Below are 22900 nucleotides of genomic sequence, written 5' to 3' on the forward strand. Positions count from 1 at the left end.
ATTATTCTACTGCTTGCTCAGGAAGTGACTTTTTGAGCAATAGCATTAAGTTAAAACAAAAACAGGTATAAGGACTTTTTACAAAATCAAAAGCTTTTGGTAAATCCAGTACCAAGCCACTTAAAAGATAACGCTCTATGCCTTGGTAATTTTCATCATTAACCGCACACGAAAAGTTAATACTCCACTGCTCAATAATAACTCTTACTCTGTCGTTAAATTGATCGGCGTATTCTGCGCTCTCACTTATAAAGTCTAATGAGCTTTGTTGGCTACATGGTTCACCCTGTAAAGGATTCTCTTTAAAAATAGGCTCAAGGCTTGCCGATAAACCAGCAAATAAACCAATAATCAGACCATTATTATTAAAATCATTTCCTTTCGGCAATCGATTCACTAACGCTGTTAATCGCGTGTTTTTTATCGGTTCGAGATGTTCTTTAGGGGCTTGTATCGCCTCAACTATTTGCGAGGCTAACAATTCACCTGTTTTTAAATCTTGTTGGTAATTGCCAATAGAAGCCATTGGATTACCATAAAAATCTTTAAATCTACGTGGGTTTATTTGTGTTGTGCTCATGATTAATCTCCATTACGCAAAGGAAAGTTTGTATTAATGCTTATTAAAGTTGATGCTGAAATGCTACGTATATTAGCTATAAAGAAATTATGCGCGGTGGCGGTCGCTGATTTTTATAAAAAGCGATAGAGGGATCTATTTTGTGGTTTGTATTTTTCATAGTGATTTACCTACGCTAAAAAATTTTAGGTAGATGAACTGAGTAGCCTCAAAGCATTGCCAGCGTAGGTCGGCAAAGTGGGAGCGTTTTCTTTGGCTCTCGTGTTCGTGCCCCCAAAACTGTATGAATACATACTGTATAGATACAGTTAATCACTAACCAATTAAGGCGAATAATAAAAATGAGGTCGTTTGATTTTCCTACGCTTAGGAATGCTAGAGGGTGCTTAATCCACCGGCTTTTTAACTGGTTGCTTAAGCCAGTTAAAAAGAGCTTAACCGCATTGAGTCGGCTTATCAAGTCTGAAATGAGCCGAGGGCGTTCATTTATTACTATTTTTGTGGTCTGATGCGGTTCATCGTTGGCGCTAAATTCCATCAAGGCCAATAAATTACCCACTATCTTAAGTGTAATTGTTTGCATGATTTACTCCGTTGGGCTATCGGTAGTGCTATTCGGGAAAGTTGTTTAATAAGATGCTTTCTAGCTTTGCGCTGATAGGTTCAGCATTGCGTAAAAGCTTTAATCGATTGCTCAATAAAACGACTTCACGCGCCATGTTTTTATCTTTAATCCAATAAAACATAGGGTGAACTTTTTTACCTAGCTTGCTAGTTTTGGTGCGTAGTTCGCGTGATAAGTTGATGTTGTACTTCTTCTTTAATTTGCTCACCGTAGTATTGAATGCGCCATCACTGAATAAAGCATGTGCCCCTGTTTTGCTAATTCCTTGAGTGCCTAATTGAAGTAAATGATCACAAGCAATCTCTACATATTCAGCCATTAAAGGCGGTTTATTTGTAGTGCTTGCGGTGCTAGTATTAGCGTCAAGCGTTGGGCTAACGCGGTTTAATTGGGTTGTTTCTGCTTTGGTAGAAGCAACCTTTTTATTATCGGTCATCGTAAGCGCTCCTAATGTAGTTCTTGACGTTGATTGGTTAGTTCAATCACCAAAGCTTTAAGCTGTGCTTCACTTTCACCTCTGATCATTGCCTTAAGTACGCTTTCAACTTCACTTGCAACCCATCCCACGGATCGCCCACCTAATGAAATTGGTGGAGGCAATATCCCTTTTTTAATTCTTTCATAGGTGCTCGATTTACCAATACCAAATAAATTAGATACAGTAGGCTGACGATATATTTTAAAAGTATTCTGTTTTTCGTGGTCTTGCATGATATGCCCCTTGAGGTTCGTATAAGTTCAAGGGGGATTATTAAGGTAGGATTCAAATTAAAAAAGTATCAACCTTTAGTGTTTAGTACCAAAGTTTAAAGGTTGATAGTAATTATTACTTTATTGCTAGTCTGGGATATGGAAATCTAGGTTTTTTAAAGCATAATTTCTATATTTTATTGCCGTTGTAAGACTACGTAAATTTAGCTTTGCTTTGATCTCTTCATCTAGTCTTGACTTGATATTATTTGCGCTACATTCCTTGTTTAACTCTTGAGGGAATTTAATCGCGTGTTCTTCAATTATTTTAGTAGCTTTATTTATTTGAGCCTGCATTTTGGCCGTTAGAGCTTTCGGCCCTGCTTGGTTTCTTTTTTTAATTTGTAAGTTTGTTAATTCGTTAGCAAAACTTAACATAGTATTTTCAAGCCCTGATAAAAGGCTTTCCGCTTTATTCATTTCTATATTGCTTGAATCTTTTAAGTTATTTAAATTAATTAAATCCGTTACTAATTTATTACTGGCCTTGTATGAATTTGCTGAAAGTCGTTTAAGCTCTTCATAGTCTGTAGTTGTAAATTCATCTTTATTAACATTTAGTAATTGAAGCATTTCATCTTGAGCTATTTTAAATGCGTTTTTATTTTCGTTTATTTCATCGATGTTTATTTTAGAAATTAATTCTTGATAGTTTTTGTTATATTTATGTATATCAGATTCTATTCGTATTAATGAATCTATTAAGCCTTTACCATTCTCCCAATTTAGGAGATCTTCATCAATATCAATAAATTTAAAGCTTTTCATCTTCTCACCTCTGAGAAAACCTAATTGATACTACTTGGCAAGCCGTTAGGTTATCGGCTGTTCGGGAGCTACCCTAGCCAAGTAAGTAAGGTTAAATAATAACCTGTTTGTCTAAACAGTGCGAGGAGGTGTTAATAGGTATGCTGTCAGAAATAACAGTGATCCATATAAAAACAATTAATCTCAACCGTGACAGGTCACATTTAAAAATAAAGTGCCTATAATCCATAAAATGGTATAGGTTTCGATATTTCAGTTTTAGACCAATACCACCTACCCCGAAAGCCAGTGAATACGGGCTTTATGAGTAATTACTTATCTTTATTATATTAATTTAAATATATAATATAGATATATAAAAGCTCTGTGAGCCTTTGTATCACTGGGTTTGTGTTAAGTGGTATAGGTCTATTTGCTGGATTATTACTAATTAAGTAACCTATACCAGCTAGAACCCCGTATTTATTGGCTTGTGTCGTTGCTGGTATAGGTTGGTATAGGTTTTTCGGCTTTTTTAATATGATTAGCTATTTACTGCTTTTAAACCTTTTCTACCTGATAGGCTGATATTGCCAATTGAAGCCGATTCAATATGATTGCTCCACCATTCCATAATTTTAATACGTTGGCTCATGTATGTTGAATGATTGTAAGCTTGGCTAACCTGAGTGTAGTGGTTTAATATTACCGGACACTTCTAAAGACTTCAGTTAATATGTCTAGTAGAGGTAGATTATGAAGAAGAAAACAACACGTCCAGTATTTACAGTAGAATTTAAACAAAGTGCAGTAAAGTTGGTTACTGAACAAGGATACAGTAGGCAAGAAGTCGCTAACAATCTCGGTGTATCACTGAGTGCCATTACACGTTGGGTAAGAATTGAAACTCATACAGATTCAAAGCCAGGCTCTAAACAATCAACATTAAACATATCAGAGCGAGCAGAACTAGAGGCGTTACGTAAAGAAAACAACCGATTAAAAATGGAGCGTGACATCCTAAAAAAGGCCACAGTCTTCTTTGCGAACGAAAAAGAATAAGATTTCAATTTATTCTAAAACATAAAGAAGACTGGCCAATTAGAGTAATGTGTCGCGTGATGAAAGTAAGCTCAAGTGCATTTTATGATTGGATACATGCACCAATCAAGCCTTTTGATGCGCCAGAATTTCATTTGGACAGCGCAGTAAAAAGCACATTCAAAGAGCATAAAATGACTTTAGGTAGCAGACGTATGGTGACTGAACTAGCAAAGAAAAACATTGTTATTGGTCGCTTTAAAGCACGCTCTACAATGCGTAAATTGGGCCTTGTCGCTCGCTATCCGAAGAAATTTAAAACGACCACCGATAGCAACCATAGTAATCGAATTGAGCCGAATAAACTAAATAGAAAATTCACAGTTAATGAGAGTGATCGTGTTTGGACAACAGATATTACTTATATCGCTACGCATCAAGGGTTTATCTATTTAGCAGTCGTGATGGACTTATATTCACGCCGTATTGTGGGTTGGACAATTGCAGATAATATGCGCACTGAGTTATGTAGTAATGCACTGAATATGGCCTACTGGCAAAGAAAACCAACTTCTGGTCTGTTGCACCACTCAGACAGAGGTAGCCAGTATACTAGTGATGATTATAGAAAATTACTAAATACGATGAAAATGAATGTGAGTATGAGTGGCAAAGGTGAATGCTGGGATAATGCACCGACAGAACGCTTCTTCCGAAGTTTAAAGCATGAGCAATTGAACTATGAAACATTCAAAACAAAGAAAGCAACTGAGCTAAGTATTTTAGATTATCTTGCTTATTACAATGGTAAACGCCCGCATTCAGTTAATGGGTATTTATCACCAATTCAATATGAAAATAAAGTCGCTAAAAAGGTGTCCGGTTTTTATTGACCATTACAGAGAGTCCACTTTATGAGAAAGACAAGCTTCTAAAGCTTCATGACTAAAGCCCTCTTCTCCTAGTGTTGTTCTTGCTAGGCCTCTTAATCCGTGTGCCGTTTGTCTACCTTTAAAACCCATTCTTTTTAATGCGACATTTGCCGTTGATGTATTTGCATGTTGATTTGGTTTGAAGTCTGAGGGAAAAAGGTATTTTCTTTCACCGTTTAAAGGTTTCAATAATTCTAGGAGGTTTAGCATTTGTTTTGTAAGAGGGATTCTATGTTCTGTTTTAGTCTTCATAATTTCAGCCGGTATAATCCAAAGATTATTATCAAAATCGATATCTTGCCATTTTGCTGTTGCGGCTTCTTTTGGCCTTGTCATTGTATGGAGTTGCCATTCAATCAAACAGCGTGTTGTAATTTTGATACTAGCTATATCTAAAGCATTCATTAATTCTGGTAGTTCGTCGGGTTCTATATGTGGATTGTTTGTTACTTTTTCGCTACTGAACGCCTTACTTATGCCACTTAGCGGATTATCACTTATTACCCCTGTATTAACTGAATAAGTCATTAGCTCATTAATGCGCTGACATATTCTTTTTATGGTGTCGTATTTACCTGACGCTTCAAGTGGTCGCAATACCTGAATTACTTTAGGGGCGGTTAATTGGCTAATTGGGTAACCACCAAGTAAAGGAAAAACATGACGCGTTAATGATCCCCATATATCTTTAGCATAACCCTCTGTTATTTTGCTTTTCTTTACTTCAAACCATTTAGAAGCAATATGCTCAAGGGTGTTATTATTTGATTCATCTAAGGCACGTTGTTTTGTGTCGCGTTCTTCTTTTGGATTTAAGCCTTGCGCTAATAACTCTTTTGCAGATTCTCGAAGTTTACGGGCTTCTGCTAGTGAAACGGCTGGATAAGCGCCTAATCCCATTTCTGTTACTTTCTTAGTATAAGGATTAGTAAATCTAAGTTGCCACCTTTTATAACCGTTTGCAGTAATGCGTAATTGTAAGCCCCCACCATCACGGAGCGTTTGCACATCTTTTGCTTGCTTGATTTGGGTATTTGTAAGCGGTGATTTAGCCATGATTGTAAGATCCTTTTTAAGATTATTGAATCGTCTTACAAATCATCTTACATTTTTTTATGGATTTAGGCGACCTTGTCAGAACTCTACGGACATAAAAAAACCCGCAAGGCCTTTTATACAAAGGCGTTACGGGTTCTTCTCGTACCTACTCGGTACTTAATGTGGCGGTGACGGAGAGATTCGAACTCTCGAAAGGTTGCCCTTTACACACTTTCCAGGCGTGCTCCTTCAGCCACTCGGACACGTCACCTTAATTGAGGTTAACAGACAGTATAAACATATTAATTAATGTTAGTTATTCTGCTAAGCGGGGCGCATGATAGATAACTCCCTCATTAAATCAACCACTAATCGAGATTATTCTTCAATATAACCTAATTCTTGGCGTAAAAAGACCGTTGCTCCTAATAATCCAGGATTATCGTGAGTTATCAAATAAGTCGGAATACTTTCGAGATAGGTTTTAAATCTGCCTTTTGCTTCAAAAAAGCTTCTAAATTCACTATTTGAGAAGAACTCAATAAAACGAGGAACCACGCCACCAGCAATATAAACACCACCTGTACAAGCTAGATTTAATGCAAGATTACCAGCAAAGCCTCCCATCACTTCACAAAATAAGGTTAAGCTTCGTGTTGCGATAGAACAATTATTTTCTAATGCGACTTCTGTTACTTGTCTAGGTTCATGAAATTCGACCGCTTTTCCTTCTAAACGACACATTGCATGATAAATATTTACTAAGCCTTGTCCTGATAGTAAACGTTCAGCTGAAACATGGCCAAACTGTTCTTGAAGAAGCAATAAAACATCTGCTTGTTCGCTGGTATTAGGAGCAAAACTAGCATGTCCACCTTCTCCGTCTAAGCTGATCCACTTCTTAGCTACATGAATAATATGAGAAACACCTAAACCAGTACCAGGCCCAAATACAGCAGTCACACCTAATGGATCCGCTTCACCACCACCAATTTTAATTTTTTGCTGATCATTTAAAAAAGGCACTGCTAATGAGATACCGGTATAGTCATTAATTACGAATAAATGATCAAGTTGTAACTTTTCTTTTAAGGAGGTTTTTGAAAACTGCCAGCTTAAATTAGTCATTGAAACTAAATCCTCTTCAACAGGACAAGCAATTGCTAAGCAGAGAGCGCTTACTTTTTCTGGTAAAGTGGAAAAATATTGGAATAAAGTCGCGTCTAAGGTTAAAAACTCCGCGCAGGCAAATGTTCGTAAGTGACTTACATCACCCGTTTTATTGCAACAAACCGCTAAACGAATATTAGTTCCACCCACATCGGCGACAACAGATAACATATGTATTCTCCCTAAATGATGTTATGTAACGATCAATCTCTCATTTATGTAATTAAAAAACAGAAATTTTGATCTAAAACAGTTTTAATCTGTAATAAAATGACAGTTAAGTTTCAATTCACATATAATAAGCAAATGTACGTTTAAATTTGTGTAATTATTTTTCACTTTCAAATGTAAATATAACCACACAGTTTAAAATGATAATGTTAGATACAGTAATTAATTCAACTAGTTTAACGCAAAAAAATAATTATAGTAGAGTCATATGAATACTTTAGAGCTAATCCAAAAAATATTGATACTTTCAGCAAATCTGAAAGAAAAGTAGCAGAAGTTATTATTGCTTCTCCACAGATAGCGATTCATTCTAGCATTGCTACACTAGCAAGAATGGCTGATGTGAGTGAACCAACCGTTAATCGTTTTTGTCGTCGTTTAGATACAAAAGGTTTCCCTGACTTTAAATTGCATCTTGCGCAAAGCTTAGCAAATGGTACTCCTTATGTTAATCGCAACGTCAATGAAGATGACGGCCCAGAAGCTTATACTGCGAAGATTTTCGAATCTACTATGGCTTGTTTAGATACAGCGAAAAACACCTTAGATACGTCTCTTATTAATCGTGCAGTTGATGTGTTGACACAGGCCAAAAAGATTTCATTCTTTGGTTTGGGGGCATCTTCAAGTGTTGCTCACGATGCGTTAAACAAATTCTTCCGTTTTAATATTCCCGTTGCTTGCTTTGATGACATCGTTATGCAAAAGATGAGTTGTATTAATGGTAGTGAAGGTGACGTTATTGTTTTAATTTCACATACAGGCCGTACTAAAGCCTTAGTCGAAGTAGCGAGACTTGCTCGTGAAAATGACGCCTTTGTAATTTCATTAACCGCCTATGGTTCACCACTTGCAGAAAACAGTAATCTGGTACTTTCTTCTAGTGTGCCTGAAGATACTGATATATATATGCCAATGGCCTCTCGAATTGCGCAACTGGTATTAATTGATGTACTAGCAACCGGATTTACTTTGCGTCGTGGAGCCAAATTCAGAGATAATCTAAAATACGTTAAAGAAGGTATTAAGGATTCTCGTTTTAATAAGTTCAATGAAGAACTTAGCGAGTAACATTATTGTCACGCAGTTTAATTATTATTCATTTATCAAGTTTTATTATTTTTAATTTTAATTTTACAGGAGTTTAGAATGCCAAGACGTACGAAAATTGTAACTACACTAGGGCCAGCTACGGATCGTGATAATAACCTTGAGAAAATTATTAGCGCAGGCGCCAATATGGTACGTATGAACTTTTCTCATGGAGATGCGAGCAGACCACGTTAAACGTGCCAATGATGTACGTGAGATTGCGACTCGCTTAGGTAGAGAAGTTGCAATAATGGGAGATTTACAGGGACCTAAAATTCGTATTTCAACCTTTGCTGATAATAAAATTCAACTTGCTGTTGGCGATATTTTTATTCTTGATAGTGATTTAGCAAAAGGTGCAGGCTCACAAACAGCTGTTGGCCTTGATTACAAAACACTTCCACTGGAAGTTAAACAAGGCGATGTATTATTACTTGATGATGGTCGCGTACAAATGAAAGTCGACTTCGTTGAAGGTAACAAAGTACATACCATTGTTACTATTGGTGGTCCACTTTCAAATAATAAAGGTATTAACCTAAAAGGTGGCGGTCTCTCTGCCCCTGCACTAACAGACAAAGATAAAAGAGATATAGTAACAGCGACTCAAATCCAATGTGATTATTTAGCAGTTTCTTTCCCGCGTAACGGCGATGACCTTCATTATGCTCGTAAATTAGCCCGTGAAGCTGGTTGTAATGCAAAAATAGTTGCTAAAGTAGAACGTGCTGAAGCTGTTGAAACTCAAGAAGCACTAGAAGAAATTATTCTTGCTTCAGATGTTGTTATGGTTGCACGTGGTGATTTAGGTGTTGAAATTGGTGATGCTCGTTTGGTCGGTGTGCAAAAGAATATGATCCGTACTTCTCGACGTTTAAACCGTGTTGTCATTACTGCGACACAAATGATGGAATCAATGATTAGCGCACCAATGCCAACACGAGCAGAAGTTATGGATGTTGCAAACGCTGTTTTAGATGGTACGGATGCAGTTATGTTATCAGGTGAAACAGTCGCCGGTGCTTACCCTGTTGAAACAGTGATGGCAATGAGTGATGTGTGTGTTGGTGCTGAAAAACACCCAAGCATTAATGTTTCAAATCACCGTATCAACTACACCTTTGATGATCCATCTGAGGCGTTAGCAATGACAACTATGTTTGCGACTAACCACACTGTAGGTGTAAAAGCGATTGTTGCATTAACCGATTCAGGCACAACTCCTTTATTAATGTCTCGTTTAAGTTCTGGTTTACCAATTTATGCATTATCGAGTAATCAGCAAACATTACGTTACTGTGCACTTTATCGTGGTGTAACTCCTGTTAAGTTTGATTCAACAACAACAGATAGTGTTGTATTTGTGCAAAATGCGATTCAAACATTAAAAGATTCAGATTTAATTAAAGTGGGTGATCTGATCCTGTTGACACATGGTGATTCAAACGGTGCGGGTTATACAAATACTTGTAAAATTATCGAAGTAAAATAGTTTTTAAAGTAATACATTATAAATCTTAAAAAAGGATCACATTGATCCTTTTTTTACATCTGAAATATTTCTCTTTTTTATTTGTATATTTTTAAAACATGACTAAACTTTAAGTGTTCATTTATATTTTTATAATTTTGAAAAGTTTCCCGAACCTAGGTACTCCCTTTATCCTAGGTTTTTTTGCCTGCTACTAAAAGCGGGCTCCATTAAATCCTACTGCCCTACTTGTTGTAATGACACAAATTTATTATTCTCACCTAATGTCAGCTCAAAACGCCCTCTTACACCTAATTGAGAAAAGAAAGGAACAAATTTTAACGCCGGTATTTGTAACATCTTTCCTCTTTCTTCACGCACTTTAACAACAGTATTAGGTGTGCGATAAAGTTCCTGAAAGGAGTTGTAAGGAATATTGATGCGAAAATAAAAATGTGTCACGGAAATGGCCCTCAGTATTAATCTGTTACTCGCTTGGTAGTTTATTATTTTTTATCTCAGAAAACACTTTTTATAAAAACAAAATGTTTTATATTAAACACATTACAGTAAAGTAAGTTACTATTTTAAAAGGAATTAGCGATATGTTATTTTTAATTAAAAAATGGGTAAGTGGTTTTATGATGCCACTCCCCTTATTTCTTCTCATTTTTCTTATCGCCCTTATTTTGCTGTTATTTACACGTAAACAAAAATTAGCAAAAGTGTTGTTAGTCTGCAGTTTTGTGTTCATTACACTAATGAGTACATTACCTATTTCTGAAAGGCTAACACATCGATTAGAACGAATTCACTTACCAATTTTACAAGAAAATGTTGCTCAGCAATTTGATTACATCTTATTGCTAGGCTCCGGTGGTGTCGCCGACCCAAGTTTACCTGTTAACAGTCAATTATCGAGTACTGCAAATAGTCGCTTTTTAGAGGCACTACGTTTATTTAGAGCTAACCCAAGAGCAACATTAGTTGTCTCAGGAAATGGATTCGGGGATATTAAATCGCACGCCTCAATGATGCAAGAGTTGGCAATAATAATGGGCGTGCCTAAAAAACAGATAATAACAATGGGTGAGAATAAAGATACGGACGATGAAGCAAAGGCAATGTCTAAACTTATTAGAGGTAAAAAGTCTGTTTTAGTTACTTCAGCAACACATATGGACCGAGCGCTAAATCTGTTTTACCAGTATGGTACAGCACCAAAAGTCTGCGCCGAGTAACTATCTTGCCAAGAATAAAATCGGTGAGACACCTAGTTATTATTACATTCCAAGTGCTTACCATCTCCATAAAAGCCAGGTTGCGATACATGAATATCTTGGCAAATTACAAAACTGGGTAAAAGCAATAATGTGAATAGACCCTGTTAATAATCATATTCACATTATTAGTGTTTAACTGAGTAATTGAGTACTTAATTAAACCAACTGCGTTTGTTGTTTGATGACAGCCTGCGCGACAATCATATGCTCGCCATTAAATGCCATTGTTGGTGAGCCATATAATTCGTAACCTTCCGCTAAAAGCTTAGTAATGCGGTAGCAAAATTCAGAATCATCTTTACCTGTAATTAATTTATAATTTTCTGTTTGTTGAGGCATATTTATTCCTTATCAAATGATTTGTAATGGATATAGAATACGGCCCATTGTACAAAAGTAATAATTAAACGCATTAAAAATGTGAATTATCGCTTTCAAAGCATAAAAAAACGGCACATTTAGCGCCGTTTTTGTACAAATTATTAAACAAGTCAGTGCATTAAGTCTCGCTTATGGACGATATATTTTCACATTAGTAAAACCTGCTTCTTTTAAATACAATGCTTGTAGTTGACTCATGACACCACGCGCACAATATAATAAGTAAGTTTTATCCTGTGGTAATTTTTCAAATTGACTTGCAAGCTTGAAAAAGCCAAATGTTGTACTTCAACACCTTCAATTTCTAAAGGAGATTCTTCTTCCTCTTCGGGAGAACGAATATCAAGTACCACTTCATCTGTTTTAAAATCAGATACTGATTCAACTTCCGCCACATCTTCCTGTGCCGCTTTAGCAATATCTTTAATATCTAATACATTTGATTTTTCAACGACCTGTTCAATTAAAGAAAGATCAAATTTAGCCTCTTCCTTTTCAATTTTTTTCATTACCGCTTTAACGGTCGGACGTTGTGAGATAACTCCACAATACTCAGGAATTGTTTCGGAAAGTTCAGCGGTACCAATGTCACGCGCACAATCAATAATATCTTGTTTATCCGTTACAATAAGCGGACGTAGAATTAGCATATCCGTTACTTTATCAATCACTGATAAGTTACGTAAAGTTTGGCTAGAAACCTGCCCTAGTGCTTCTCCTGTTACTAAAGCTTCAATGGCTAATCGGTCAGCAACTAGACTTGCAGCACGCATCATCATACGCTTTAAAATAACGCCCATTTGTCCGTTATCGACTTTTTCTAAAATCTCAGCAACAACAGGTTCAAATGGAATTGAAACAAATTTTACACGATGAGAAGAACCAAAACGTTCCCATAAACGATAAGCGACTTGCTTAACACCTATTTCATGAGCACTACCACCTAGATTAAAGAAGCAGTAATGAACACGAGAGCCACGTTTGATAAATTGATAACTTGATACACCTGAATCAAATCCACCAGAGATTAGTGATAGCACTGATTCCTGTGAGCCAAGTGGAAAACCACCTAAGCCTTCATGGCGTTTATCAATAAAGAATAATTTGTCATTATTAATTTCAAGTTTAACGGTCACATCTGGATCTTTTAATTTAACCCCTAATGCTTCTGTGTGTTGATTTAAACCGCCACCAATATAACGTTCTGCTTCACTAGAAGTAAAATCATGTTTACCAATGCGTTTTACGCGAACGCAAAATGTCTTACCATCAAGTTCATCTTTTATATGTGCTTTTGTTTGTTCATAAGCATTATGTATATCAGTAAACTCGGTTTCTTTCACTTCTAAAAAATGTGCAATACCTGGCGTACTGGCCAACATTTTAATCAATGTTTCTTTATTTGCGACAGTTTCATTTTCAGTGCGTACAATGATTTTGTCCCACTCTAAAATAACCTTCACGTCTTGATCATAGTTAGTTAAGACATTACGGATATTTCCCTGTAACATTTTGCTGAAACGCCTACGCACAGGTTTGCTTTTCATCATAATTTCAGGAAAAAATTTGACAATAAATTTCATGTTAAATCACTGTAGTTAGTTGAGTTAAATTAAGGAGGCGGATTATACCGACTATTGTGATTGCTGTAAAACCGATAGCGTTACTTCACATTCCCCCAAATCCGATGCAATATATATTGAATCAGCAGAAATAGTGACAGACCATTCCATGGTCCTTTTTACTAATTTTATAAGTAACTGAATTTGTTTAAAGGAAAACTGATATACCGCTAAGTTATTTAAACCAGAAAGTTGTGCCTGTTCTTGTTTCCACCAAACATCAGATTTGCTATTGAACGTATATATATTCACTGCATCAGCTAAACGACTGGCTTTTTTAGCACGCTCAAAGGAAGGTTCGCCCATATCTATCCATAATAACAGTTCATCGGATAAACTTTTTGCCCAAATTTCAGGTTCATCAACGTTTGATAATCCCTTTGTAAAAGCCAAAAACTCCTGTTGAGAATGCAAACAAAAAGCAACAATACGCGCAACCATACGTTCAAGGGTTTCTGAGGGATGTTGAGCCACAGTTAAAGACAAGGTATCGTAAATATCATTATTCAAATCGCATCGGTTAACTGATAATTTAAAAATTGTCGGTTTTAAAGCCATTATTATTTATTCCAAGGGTTGCTGGGATCGTAGGCAGGCTCTTCTTTCTGCACTTTGTTTTTGCTGCTGTTATTTTTAGCGACATGACGTACATCACTGGCATGCTCAATCAGGTATTTCATTTCATCGCTAATTGGCGCAGGATGGTCATTTTCAGTTAAATAAAATACAGATCGGTCTCGAGGCGGAATAGCCAATTGTTTATCGTCAGGCCAAGCATAATTTTTAAAGCAATAGAGATAAAAATTCTCTACTTTTTCCTTAGCCCATTCATGATTACGTAGAAACTTCATGGTTGATTTAAGACCAGTATGAAACTGTAAACGTTCGATATTTAATACATCACTTAAGCTTAACCAAGTATAATGCTCAGAAATATCCGTTAATAATTTATCTAGCTTTAAACCATATAAAGGATTGGGAAGCTTTTTAAGGGGAGGATTATTACACTCTTTAGATGGAGGCAAATTAGACTCTGACAAAATATTATTCCTTTTATTTAAGTCGCTAATTCTAACGTGAATTACATTAAATTGTTCGCTTATTTGGCATTTTATGATTTTTGTTTTTACTACAAAAGGAAATTAATGCTTTTACGTGTCTATCTCTCCTTGCATAAGTTAAACTACAAATTAATTTTTAAAGAAATAACAAAAGGTTTTTATTAATGAGTAGTACAAGTATCCAATGGTTTCCTGGGCATATGCATAAAGCCCACAAAGAGATTAAAGAGGTATTACCTCAAGTCGACATTATTATCGAAGTGGTAGATGCACGTATCCCTTATAGCAGTGAAAATCCATTGATCGCTTCTATCCGTGAAAAAACACCTTGTATTAAAGTACTTAATAAAGCAGATTTAGCTGATCACATCATTACACAACAGTGGATAGATTATTTAGAACAAGAATCTGGTATTAAAGCACTTGCCATCACAACAACAAAGCCAGAGCAAGTACATCAAATTACAACCCTTTGTCAGCAAATGTTACCCAACCGACTTAGTGAAGATAAACAAATACGTGCCATGATAATGGGCATCCCAAATGTAGGTAAGTCTACAATTATTAATATCCTTGCAGATCGCATTATTGCTAAAACAGGTAATGAACCAGCCGTCACCAAAAATCAACAACGTATTCGATTACCATCAGGCATTATGCTCTCTGATACACCGGGATTTTTATGGCCTAAAATAGAAAATCAAAATTCAGGCTATCGCTTGGCTGTAACTGGTGCTATTAAAGATACTGCTATTGAATATGAAGATATTGCTTATTATGCGGCGGAATACCTCATTAAACATTATCCTGAGCGACTCAAGAAACGATACGAGCTTGAAACAGTTCCAGACACTGACCATGAATTAATGGAAGCAATTGCCTTAAGACGTGGTTGTTTACGTGCAGGTGGTCATTTTGATATCTATAAAGTTTCAACCATTTTACTTAATGAGTTACGCTCTGGTGCATTAGGCCCATTAAGTGTTGAAACACCTGAAATGGCAGAAATTGAAAAAGTCGAAGTAGTGAAATTAATGGCTAAGCAAGCTGAAGAAAAAATAGCTAAAAAAGAAGCTCGACGCCGAAGAAGCCGTAAAAATAGATAATAAATAGGCAAAAAAAAGGTAAACCCTTAGGTTTACCTTCTATTTTCTAGCTAGCGTAGAGCTAAATCATCGATTAACTTAAACAGCTACGATGTTTTCAGCGTTTGGTCCTTTTTGACCTTGGCTTACTGTAAATTCAACTTTTTGGCCTTCAGCTAAAGTTTTGAAACCTTCGCCTGAAATAGCGCTGAAATGTGCGAACACGTCAGGACCATTTTCTTGTTCAATAAAACCAAAACCTTTAGACTCGTTGAACCATTTAACTGTACCTAAAACTCTAGACATTATAATTTTCCTACTTAAATTTTTTAATTGTCTTAACAGACATGAATAGCGTAAAAAACAGACTAACACTTAACAACTACAGAGCGCGAATTATTTAATAAAACAACGAAATGAAGAATATAAACAAAAGGCTTTATTTTTTGCTAAGTAGAACTCTATAGAATTTAAAAATGAAGTCAAATCTTTTCAAAAAAATACAATCTTAATATTTTTTATTGTGATTTAACTCGATTAGCAAAAAGGCTAATTAAGCATAGTTTTTTTCTATTAAGGGCCTGATCACTAATTCATCAACACAGATGTTAGCCTCTTGATTTAAGATGTATAATATAGCTTCAACAACACTTTGTGGCTGTAAATATTGTGGTCTTTCAACATCACGAAAAGGCGTATCAACCCCACCAGGATATAATGAACAAATTTTAATGTTTTGTTCTCTGACTTCTTTTCTAAATACCTTAGTAAGCGCATCAAACCCAGCTTTAGAAGCAGTATAAGCACCAATCCCTTCATTTGAATAATTACAAACGGTTGACAAGACATTAATAATCTTACCCTGTTGTTTGCTAGACATAGATTTTTGATAAACGTCTTTCATAAATACAAAGGGAGACATCATATTAATACTGAGCATATTTTGCAGTTCATCAATACTAATATCAGAAACCTTGTTACGCGAAGAATTTGCCCCTGCACAGTTAACCAGAACATCAATATCACCAATTTTATGGATCGCATTATCAATAAAATTAGATACGCTTTGATAGTTTGTAGCATCAAATGTTTGATAATATATTTTGCTATTGGTTGCTGGAAATTCGGTTAACAGCTTAGACATTTTAACTTCATTTCTACCACAAAAAGCGACATTTGCACCTTCAGCTAATAATGTTTCTGTTAATAACTTACCGATACCAGAGGTTGCACCTGTTACCATTATATTTTTATTTTTGAGGGTCATAAAATATTCCTTTATCGATTAAAAGCACTCTGCAATCGCTAAATACCTATTTCTAATATGTTCTATCAGCATTCTAATTTTACGTGGTGGTTGTCGAGTGAAGGGATAAACAGCATACAAGCCTAATACTTTTCCAACCTTATCAGAGAATATATCAACTAAATCCCCCTTTAAAAGATCTTCATAAACCAAAAACCTTGGCACATAAACTAACCCGTATCCACCTAATGCGGCTTTTCTTAAGGCTACTGAATTATCTGTTGAAAAATTACCCTCTACATTTAAAAAGTAATTTCCATTTTCGCCTTTAAATTCCCATTCAGAAGCTCCCACAGTTTGATAAGCATATTGGAGACAATTATGACGATTAAGATCTTCTGGTTTTGCCGGTCTTCCGTATCGCTTGAAATAACTGGGGCGAGCACAAATAACCCAATGACAGTCAATAATATGCCTTGCAATTAAACTTGAATCTTCTAACACTGCAGTACGAATAACTAAATCGTAGCCACCTTCAATTAAATCAACGAAGGCATTATCTAAAGACATATCTACGGTTAAGCTTGGATGAAAGTCGCAAAATTCAGCCACTGCATCTGCGAGAAGTAGTTCACCAGAAACACATGGCACAGACATTTTGACATGTCCACTGACACTATCTCCAAATCCTGATACTGAATCTATCGCATCAAGTGCGCTTTGCTTCACATTTTTGGCACCTTGATAAAATACCTTACCTGCTTCACTCAGTGTTAGTTTTCTCGTTGTACGAAACAATAATTGTACGCCAAGATCTTCTTCCAATCTTGCAATTCGCTTACTAACAACTGAATTTGTAAGGGAATTTAGTTCAGAAACTTTACTAAACGAACCTTCTTCCACAACTTGTACGAATAGTATTATGTCATCCACTCTTGCCATGATTACCTCATTTTTGGAAACAATGTTATTCATTATTATCATATATCATTAATAAAGATAAATATAATGTGCTCAACATTAATCCAACAAATTGTTAACAACTAATTAAACAATGCTTTATGCCTCAACGTAATTAGCTTCAATATAAATTTTAAAAATAAGAATTGAAGCGCGCTTAGTAAGCAAGGCTTCTTTTATACTGTCACTATCAGCAAGCTATACAAGGATATAAAATGAAACCTGATTATCAGCTACTAGAAAAAGAATTATTAACTCAGCTAGCAAAAGAGCAAATCTATACAGGAGAGGCTCACTGCCTTGCCTACGGAACAGATGCTAGTTTTTATCGTTTAATTCCGAAGATAGTACTCCGTTTAAATAATCTTGATGAAGTTGTTTTTACCATTAAAACTTGTCGTTCTCTGCACATTCCATGTACTTTTAGAGTCGCTGGTACTAGCCTTTCAGGTCAAGCTGTTTCAGATTCTGTATTAATCACCCTAAGTGACGATTGGCGTAAACATAATATTTTAGAAGGTGGCTTTAAAATCACCTTGCAACCAGGTGTTATTGGTGCCGATGCGAATAAATATCTAGCTCCCTTTGGTCGAAAAATTGGGCCAGATCCTGCCTCAATTAATACCTGTAAAATTGGTGGAATTGCGACGAAATAATGCCAGTGGAATGTGTTGTGGTACCGCACAAAACTCCTATCGTACAGTAGACAGCATGAAATTAGTTTTCGCTGATGGCAGTATATTAGATACAGCAAGTGAGCAAAGTATTGCTGACTTTAAAGAAAATCAAGCAAGCTTACTGGCAGGTATTAAGTCTTTATCTGAACAAGTCAGTGATAATGAACAATTAGCAAAAAAGATTCGCCATAAATATCGTTTAAAAAATACAACAGGCTACTCACTGAATGCTTTAATCGATTACAGTGATCCAATTGAGATAATAAAACACCTAATGATTGGATCAGAAGGCACTTTAGGATTTATAGCTGAAATTACCTACAACACAGTAATAGAACATCCTTTTAAAGCATCCGCATTAATTGTGTTTAATAATATTGAAGAAGCAAGTCTCGCTGTTACGGCCCTAACAAAAGATCCGGTTTCAGCCGTCGAAATGATGGATGGCAGAGCAATGCGATCGGTCGCGACCGAACCTGGTATGCCTGAATTTATTAGCAAATTAGATCTTGAAGCAGGTGCTTTATTAATTGAATCACGTGCAAGTAATGAAACTGATTTAAACCTTCAATGTCTGAAAATAATGCAAACCGTCACCCAGTTTCAAATAATCGATTCTATATCTTTTACCCGTGAAGCAACGACAGTAGCTATGTTATGGGCTATTCGTAAGGGAATGTTTCCTGCTGTTGGTGCCGTCCGAGAAGTGGGAACAACCGTGATAATAGAAGATGTCGCTTTTCCCGTTGAAAACTTAGCGACAGGGGTTCGTGATTTACAAACGTTGTTCAATCAATACCAGTACAATGAAGCTATTATTTTTGGCCATGCACTAGAGGGAAATCTACATTTCGTATTTACTCAATCCTTCGATACGGAGGACGAGATACGTCGTTATGGCGACTTCATGGATGCAGTGGCTTCTTTAGTTGCCGTTAAATATCAAGGGTCTTTAAAAGCAGAACATGGCACAGGTCGTAATATGGCTCCCTACGTTGAATTAGAGTGGGGAAAAGATGGTTATCAATTAATGCAACAAATTAAAGCTATCTTCGATCCACAGGGTTTATTAAATCCTGGTGTTATCATTAATGAAGATCCCAAATCTCACCTAAAAAACTTAAAACCGATGCCCAAAGCTGATGACCTTATTGATCGTTGTATTGAATGTGGTTTCTGTGAGCCTGTCTGCCCTTCTCGTTCACTGACGTTATCACCTCGACAACGCATTGTTTTATATCGAGAGCTTCAACGCCGAAAAGAAACAGAAGAAGAAAATGGAACACAATCATTACAAAAAGTATTTGAATATCAAGGTATAGATACCTGCGCAGCCGACTGGTCTGTGTGCAGATCGTTGCCCAGTTGGCATAAATACAGGTGACTTAGTAAAAAAACTCCGTACTGCAAAATATAAAAAATTCACACCTATTGCTAATTGGACGGCAAAGCATTTTTCTATAACAACCAAAATAGCTAATATTGGTCTTAAATCCAATCAAATTGCGCTAAAGATAGTAGGTGATAAAGTAATTAATAAAACCGTTAATGGTTTAAATAAAATAACTAAGGGTACTACGCCAATGTGGTATCCAGAATTACCCACATTGAACCATCACAAACCAGAACAAAGTCCCATTATTAAAAACAAAAGAAATAAAGTGGTTTACATGCCATCCTGCGCAAGTCGTTCAATGGGACAACAAAGTGATAATGATGAGCAACGTTCACTGACAGAAGTAACAATGTCACTTATCAATAAAGCGGGTTTTGAAGTTATTATTGCATCAGACTTATCAAGTCAATGTTGTGGTATGCCTTATGATAGTAAAGGTATGTCTACTATTGCTCAACAAAAAAGTAGACAATTAGAAGCCACTCTCTGGTATGCCAGCGAACAAGGCAAATGGCCAGTTTTAATGGATACAAGTCCCTGTGCAAAACGCAGTATTGAAGAATTCACATTACCTATCGAAATATTAGAACCAACTGGGTTTGTTGAAAAATATTTAATGGGGCATTTAGCGATTTCACCAATTGATGAAACAGTTATGCTTCATGTTACTTGTAGCTCAAGATTATTAGGTTTAGAAAATAGCATGCTACAACTAGCAAAAGCCTGTGCAACGGAAGTTATTATACCCGAACATATTCAATGTCGCGGTTGGGCTGGTGACAAAGGATTTACAACCCCAGAACTTAATAAAGAAGCTTTAAAAACACTTAAAGAACAAGTTCCTGAAAAATGTAGTCGTGGTTTTAGCAATAGCCGTACCTGTGAGATTGGTTTATCACACCATAGTGGTATCCCATACCAATCAATTTTATATCTAGTAGATGAGGCAAGTTCAGCTAACGTCGAGCGCTGAACTACGAGCGAACAGCTACGAGCTTTTGGCTATCAGCTCGAAGCTTGACTTTCCAGACATAAAAAAGCCTCGCTAAATGCGAGGCTAATATTTTACTGACAGCTATTAGCTAATAACTAACAACTAACAACTAACAGCTGTATTTTCTACCAACCAGTAACTTCACGTAATGCTTTGCCGATATCAGCAAGTGATTTAGTTGTTTTAACACCTGCGTCTCCAAGGTTTTAAATATAATCTTCAACTGTACCTTCACCATCGACCATGATATCACTCGAAATTGTAAACGCATGCAACATTTTAGGTATAAAAAAGCCCCGCTAAATGCGAGGCTAATATTTTACTGACAGCTAGTAGCTAACCACTAACAGCTGTATTTTCTACCAACCAGTAACTTCACGTAATGCTTTGCCGATATCAGCAAGTGATTTAGTTGTTTTAACACCTGCGTCTTCCAGTGCTTTAAACTTATCTTCAGCTGTACCTTTACCGCCTGCGATAATCGCACCAGCGTGTCCCATACGTTTACCAGCTGGTGCTGTTACACCTGCAATGTATGAAACGACAGGTTTAGTCACATTTGCTTTAATAAAAGCGTACCGCTTCTTCTTCAGCAGTACCACCGATTTCACCAATCATCACGATTGCTTCAGTTTCAGGGTCTTCTTGGAATAATTTTAGGATATCAATAAAGCTTGAACCAGGAATCGGATCTCCACCAATACCAACACAAGTAGATTGACCAAACCCTTCGTCAGTTGTTTGTTTAACAGCTTCGTAAGTTAAAGTACCCGAACGTGAAACAATACCAACACGACCTTTCTTATGAATGTGACCTGGCATAATACCAATTTTACATTCTTCAGGGGTGATAACACCAGGACAGTTAGGACCAATCATCACAACACCAGCTTGATCTAGTTTAATTTTAACTGCAACAAGATCAATTGTTGGAATGCCTTCAGTAATAGTAACAATTAGTTTGATACCCGCATCAATAGCTTCAAGGATCGCATCTTTACAGAAAGGAGCTGGTACATAAATTACAGAAGCGGTTGCGCCTGTTGCTTCAACAGCATCGCGTACTGTATTGAAAACAGGAAGACCAAGGTGAACTTGACCACCTTTACCAGGTGAAACACCACCAACCATTTGTGTACCGTACTCAAGTGCTTGTTCAGAATGGAAAGTACCTTGACCACCAGTAAAGCCCTGACAGATTACTTTTGTATCTTTATTAATTAAAATGCTCATTATTTGCCACCTACCGCTTTCACAGATTGCTCTGCGAAGCATCTGTTAGTGATGTTGTCGCAATAATATTTAAACCAGATTCTGCAAGTATTTTACGACCTAGCTCTGCGTTGTTACCTTCTAGACGAACGATAACTGGAACAGAAACGCCTACTTCTTCAACCGCACCAATAACACCATCAGCGATTAAGTCACAACGTACAATACCACCGAAGATATTAACTAACACAGCTTCAACTTTATCGTCAGATAAAATGATTTTGAATGCTTCTGTAACACGTTCTTTAGTCGCACCGCCACCTACGTCAAGGAAGTTAGCTGGGTTACCACCATGAAGATGTACGATATCCATGGTTCCCATTGCTAGACCAGCACCATTAACCATACAGCCAATGTTTCCGTCTAGTGCTACGTAGTTTAATTCCCACTGAGCAAGCATGCATTTCACGCTCATCATCTTGGGTTGTATCGTTGATTGCTTGAAGATCTTTCTGACGGTACATTGCATTTGAATCGATACTGATTTTACCATCAAGACAAATTAAATCTTCTTGAGCTGTCACTACCAAAGGATTAATTTCTAATAATGCTAAGTCTTTGTCTTCAAAAATTGTCGCTAAACCTAGGAAAATTTTTGTGAATTGACCAACTTGCTTACCTGAAAGACCTAATTTAAATGCAAGTTCACGACCTTGATAAGCCTGTGCACCTACTAATGGATCTATCATTGCAGTGTGAATTAGCTCAGGAGTTTCCTCAGCTACTTTCTCAATTTCAACGCCACCTTCTGTTGAAGCCATGAAGGTAATACGTTGAGAAGCGCGATTCTATTACAGCACCTAAATAAAGTTCGTTTGCAATATCTGAACAGCTTTCAACTAGTAACTTGTTTACTGGCTGACCGTTTGCATCTGTTTGATAAGTAACTAAGTTCTTACCTAACCATTTGTGTGCAAAATCACGTAACCCATCTTTTGTTTTTACAAGTTCAACACCGCCCGCTTTACCACGACCACCTGCATGTACTTGACATTTGATAACCCATCTATCACCACCTAATGCAGAGGCGACATTTACTGCGTCTTCTGCGCTATCACATGCAATTCCCTGTGGTACAGGAAGACCATATTCTTTGAACAGTTGTTTTGCCTGATATTCATGCAAATTCATGATTCTTATCCATATGTTGAGTTGAACTAAAGCCACCACTCATAACACTGCTATTTGATTTTTTAAATATTAGTGAAATAAGTAATGACTAATTATTTAACTTAGTTTGTATGAC

At 36.5% G+C, this 22900-nt stretch carries 20 protein-coding genes, 1 tRNA gene and 5 pseudogenes; 9 read left to right on the forward strand and 17 right to left on the reverse strand.

Annotated features, from left to right (window positions below):
• Position 1 precedes the first annotated feature (1 nt).
• The 4 genes from ACLKMH_RS15540 to ACLKMH_RS15555 all read right to left on the reverse strand — a co-directional run bounded on the left by ACLKMH_RS15540 (position 2) and on the right by ACLKMH_RS15555 (position 2723).
• Positions 2–580, reverse strand: a complete 579-nt coding sequence (locus ACLKMH_RS15540) for a hypothetical protein (RefSeq protein WP_413698967.1) — start codon at positions 578–580, stop codon at positions 2–4.
• Between the two features lie 611 nt (positions 581–1191).
• Positions 1192–1641: a hypothetical protein gene (locus ACLKMH_RS15545; RefSeq protein ID WP_413698968.1), complete on the reverse strand. Its 450-nt coding sequence runs from the start codon at positions 1639–1641 to the stop codon at positions 1192–1194.
• An 11-nt stretch (positions 1642–1652) separates the two neighbouring features.
• Complete coding sequence (locus ACLKMH_RS15550; RefSeq protein ID WP_413698969.1) at positions 1653–1916, reverse strand: helix-turn-helix transcriptional regulator; 264 nt, start codon at positions 1914–1916, stop codon at positions 1653–1655.
• 126 nt (positions 1917–2042) lie between these two features.
• A complete protein-coding gene (locus ACLKMH_RS15555) occupies positions 2043–2723 on the reverse strand; it encodes a hypothetical protein (protein ID WP_413698970.1) in 681 nt (226 codons plus the stop codon).
• 735 nt (positions 2724–3458) lie between these two features.
• On the opposite strand from ACLKMH_RS15555, the gene ACLKMH_RS15560 reads away from it, so the two are divergent.
• A complete protein-coding gene (locus ACLKMH_RS15560; protein WP_413698816.1) occupies positions 3459–3764 on the forward strand; it encodes a transposase in 306 nt (101 codons plus the stop codon).
• An 11-nt stretch (positions 3765–3775) separates the two neighbouring features.
• On the forward strand, positions 3776–4636 hold the full coding sequence (locus tag ACLKMH_RS15565; RefSeq protein ID WP_413702366.1) for an IS3 family transposase: 861 nt from the start codon (positions 3776–3778) through the stop codon (positions 4634–4636).
• Between the two features lie 3 nt (positions 4637–4639).
• On the opposite strand, the gene ACLKMH_RS15570 is transcribed toward ACLKMH_RS15565, so the two are convergent.
• The 3 genes from ACLKMH_RS15570 to ACLKMH_RS15580 form a co-directional block, all read right to left on the reverse strand.
• A complete protein-coding gene (locus ACLKMH_RS15570; RefSeq protein ID WP_413698971.1) occupies positions 4640–5731 on the reverse strand; it encodes a tyrosine-type recombinase/integrase in 1092 nt (363 codons plus the stop codon).
• A gap of 165 nt (positions 5732–5896) precedes the next feature.
• Positions 5897–5984 (reverse strand) — tRNA-Ser (locus ACLKMH_RS15575).
• Between the two features lie 107 nt (positions 5985–6091).
• Positions 6092–7054 carry a glucokinase gene (locus tag ACLKMH_RS15580; RefSeq protein WP_413698972.1) on the reverse strand — a complete coding sequence of 321 codons (963 nt, stop codon included), beginning with the start codon at positions 7052–7054 and terminating at the stop codon, positions 6092–6094.
• Positions 7055–7322: 268 nt separating this feature from the next.
• Between ACLKMH_RS15580 and ACLKMH_RS15585 the strand changes: the two are divergent.
• Both ACLKMH_RS15585 and pyk read left to right on the forward strand, forming a co-directional pair.
• Positions 7323–8185, forward strand: a pseudogene (locus ACLKMH_RS15585) (MurR/RpiR family transcriptional regulator).
• A 78-nt stretch (positions 8186–8263) separates the two neighbouring features.
• Positions 8264–9698, forward strand: a pseudogene (gene pyk / locus ACLKMH_RS15590) (pyruvate kinase).
• A gap of 216 nt (positions 9699–9914) precedes the next feature.
• Here pyk and ACLKMH_RS15595 read toward each other — a convergent pair.
• Positions 9915–10139, reverse strand: coding sequence for a DUF2835 family protein (locus ACLKMH_RS15595; RefSeq protein WP_413698973.1), 225 nt, complete (start codon positions 10137–10139; stop codon positions 9915–9917).
• 143 nt (positions 10140–10282) lie between these two features.
• On the opposite strand from ACLKMH_RS15595, the gene ACLKMH_RS15600 reads away from it, so the two are divergent.
• Positions 10283–10918, forward strand: a complete 636-nt coding sequence (locus ACLKMH_RS15600) for an ElyC/SanA/YdcF family protein (protein ID WP_413698974.1) — start codon at positions 10283–10285, stop codon at positions 10916–10918.
• Positions 10919–11116: 198 nt separating this feature from the next.
• Here the strand turns inward: ACLKMH_RS15600 and ACLKMH_RS15605 are convergent, their stop codons facing one another.
• The 4 genes and pseudogenes from ACLKMH_RS15605 to ACLKMH_RS15620 form a co-directional block, all read right to left on the reverse strand.
• Positions 11117–11299 carry a DUF1737 domain-containing protein gene (locus ACLKMH_RS15605; RefSeq protein WP_413698975.1) on the reverse strand — a complete coding sequence of 61 codons (183 nt, stop codon included), beginning with the start codon at positions 11297–11299 and terminating at the stop codon, positions 11117–11119.
• A 171-nt stretch (positions 11300–11470) separates the two neighbouring features.
• A pseudogene (thiI, locus tag ACLKMH_RS15610) lies at positions 11471–12924 on the reverse strand (tRNA uracil 4-sulfurtransferase ThiI).
• 51 nt (positions 12925–12975) lie between these two features.
• The gene (locus ACLKMH_RS15615) at positions 12976–13521 is read right to left on the reverse strand and encodes a YaeQ family protein (protein WP_413698976.1); all 546 of its coding nucleotides are present in this window, start codon (positions 13519–13521) and stop codon (positions 12976–12978) included.
• Positions 13522–13523: 2 nt separating this feature from the next.
• Positions 13524–14003, reverse strand: coding sequence for a VF530 family DNA-binding protein (locus tag ACLKMH_RS15620; protein ID WP_413698977.1), 480 nt, complete (start codon positions 14001–14003; stop codon positions 13524–13526).
• Between the two features lie 185 nt (positions 14004–14188).
• On the opposite strand from ACLKMH_RS15620, the gene ylqF reads away from it, so the two are divergent.
• Positions 14189–15130: a ribosome biogenesis GTPase YlqF gene (gene ylqF, locus ACLKMH_RS15625; protein ID WP_413698978.1), complete on the forward strand. Its 942-nt coding sequence runs from the start codon at positions 14189–14191 to the stop codon at positions 15128–15130.
• Positions 15131–15208: 78 nt separating this feature from the next.
• On the opposite strand, the gene ACLKMH_RS15630 is transcribed toward ylqF, so the two are convergent.
• From ACLKMH_RS15630 to ACLKMH_RS15640, 3 genes are all read right to left on the reverse strand, one after another.
• Positions 15209–15415, reverse strand: a complete 207-nt coding sequence (locus ACLKMH_RS15630) for a cold-shock protein (RefSeq protein WP_413698979.1) — start codon at positions 15413–15415, stop codon at positions 15209–15211.
• A gap of 247 nt (positions 15416–15662) precedes the next feature.
• A complete protein-coding gene (locus ACLKMH_RS15635; RefSeq protein ID WP_413698980.1) occupies positions 15663–16376 on the reverse strand; it encodes an SDR family oxidoreductase in 714 nt (237 codons plus the stop codon).
• A gap of 18 nt (positions 16377–16394) precedes the next feature.
• The gene (locus tag ACLKMH_RS15640) at positions 16395–17297 is read right to left on the reverse strand and encodes a LysR family transcriptional regulator (RefSeq protein WP_413698981.1); all 903 of its coding nucleotides are present in this window, start codon (positions 17295–17297) and stop codon (positions 16395–16397) included.
• Between the two features lie 233 nt (positions 17298–17530).
• On the opposite strand from ACLKMH_RS15640, the gene ACLKMH_RS15645 reads away from it, so the two are divergent.
• The 3 genes from ACLKMH_RS15645 (at position 17531) to ACLKMH_RS15655 (ending at position 20361) form a co-directional block, all read left to right on the forward strand.
• Positions 17531–17971, forward strand: a complete 441-nt coding sequence (locus tag ACLKMH_RS15645) for an FAD-binding oxidoreductase (RefSeq protein WP_413698982.1) — start codon at positions 17531–17533, stop codon at positions 17969–17971.
• Entirely contained in the window at positions 17958–19376 is a 1419-nt protein-coding gene (locus ACLKMH_RS15650; RefSeq protein WP_413698983.1) for an FAD-binding and (Fe-S)-binding domain-containing protein, read from the forward strand. The genes ACLKMH_RS15645 and ACLKMH_RS15650 overlap by 14 nt, the downstream gene beginning before the upstream one ends.
• A 199-nt stretch (positions 19377–19575) precedes the next feature.
• Positions 19576–20361, forward strand: a complete 786-nt coding sequence (locus ACLKMH_RS15655; protein WP_413698984.1) for a (Fe-S)-binding protein — start codon at positions 19576–19578, stop codon at positions 20359–20361.
• Between the two features lie 380 nt (positions 20362–20741).
• On the opposite strand, the pseudogene sucD reads toward ACLKMH_RS15655, so the two are convergent.
• Both sucD and sucC read right to left on the reverse strand, forming a co-directional pair.
• Positions 20742–21615: pseudogene (gene sucD, locus ACLKMH_RS15660) on the reverse strand (succinate--CoA ligase subunit alpha).
• A pseudogene (sucC, locus tag ACLKMH_RS15665) lies at positions 21615–22785 on the reverse strand (ADP-forming succinate--CoA ligase subunit beta). Before sucC ends, sucD begins: the two co-directional pseudogenes overlap by 1 nt.
• Positions 22786–22900 lie beyond the last annotated feature (115 nt).

It is taken from the genome of Psychromonas sp. KJ10-10 (assembly GCF_047323245.1).
Classification (GTDB): Bacteria; Pseudomonadota; Gammaproteobacteria; order Enterobacterales; family Psychromonadaceae; genus Psychromonas.

What these genes read in the sequence shown, in the direction of transcription:
- ACLKMH_RS15540 (WP_413698967.1), bottom strand. Translation starts at nt 580, where the DNA reads ATGAGCACAACACAAATAAACCCACGTAGATTTAAAGATTTTTATGGT.
- ACLKMH_RS15545 (WP_413698968.1), bottom strand. Translation starts at nt 1,641, where the DNA reads ATGACCGATAATAAAAAGGTTGCTTCTACCAAAGCAGAAACAACCCAA.
- ACLKMH_RS15550 (WP_413698969.1), bottom strand. Translation starts at nt 1,916, where the DNA reads ATGCAAGACCACGAAAAACAGAATACTTTTAAAATATATCGTCAGCCT.
- ACLKMH_RS15555 (WP_413698970.1), bottom strand. Translation starts at nt 2,723, where the DNA reads ATGAAAAGCTTTAAATTTATTGATATTGATGAAGATCTCCTAAATTGG.
- ACLKMH_RS15560 (WP_413698816.1), top strand. Translation starts at nt 3,459, where the DNA reads ATGAAGAAGAAAACAACACGTCCAGTATTTACAGTAGAATTTAAACAA.
- ACLKMH_RS15570 (WP_413698971.1), bottom strand. Translation starts at nt 5,731, where the DNA reads ATGGCTAAATCACCGCTTACAAATACCCAAATCAAGCAAGCAAAAGAT.
- ACLKMH_RS15580 (WP_413698972.1), bottom strand. Translation starts at nt 7,054, where the DNA reads ATGTTATCTGTTGTCGCCGATGTGGGTGGAACTAATATTCGTTTAGCG.
- ACLKMH_RS15600 (WP_413698974.1), top strand. Translation starts at nt 10,283, where the DNA reads ATGTTATTTTTAATTAAAAAATGGGTAAGTGGTTTTATGATGCCACTC.
- ACLKMH_RS15605 (WP_413698975.1), bottom strand. Translation starts at nt 11,299, where the DNA reads ATGCCTCAACAAACAGAAAATTATAAATTAATTACAGGTAAAGATGAT.
- ACLKMH_RS15615 (WP_413698976.1), bottom strand. Translation starts at nt 13,521, where the DNA reads ATGGCTTTAAAACCGACAATTTTTAAATTATCAGTTAACCGATGCGAT.
- ylqF (WP_413698978.1), top strand. Translation starts at nt 14,189, where the DNA reads ATGAGTAGTACAAGTATCCAATGGTTTCCTGGGCATATGCATAAAGCC.
- ACLKMH_RS15630 (WP_413698979.1), bottom strand. Translation starts at nt 15,415, where the DNA reads ATGTCTAGAGTTTTAGGTACAGTTAAATGGTTCAACGAGTCTAAAGGT.
- ACLKMH_RS15635 (WP_413698980.1), bottom strand. Translation starts at nt 16,376, where the DNA reads ATGACCCTCAAAAATAAAAATATAATGGTAACAGGTGCAACCTCTGGT.
- ACLKMH_RS15640 (WP_413698981.1), bottom strand. Translation starts at nt 17,297, where the DNA reads ATGGCAAGAGTGGATGACATAATACTATTCGTACAAGTTGTGGAAGAA.
- ACLKMH_RS15645 (WP_413698982.1), top strand. Translation starts at nt 17,531, where the DNA reads ATGAAACCTGATTATCAGCTACTAGAAAAAGAATTATTAACTCAGCTA.
- ACLKMH_RS15655 (WP_413698984.1), top strand. Translation starts at nt 19,576, where the DNA reads ATGTGGTATCCAGAATTACCCACATTGAACCATCACAAACCAGAACAA.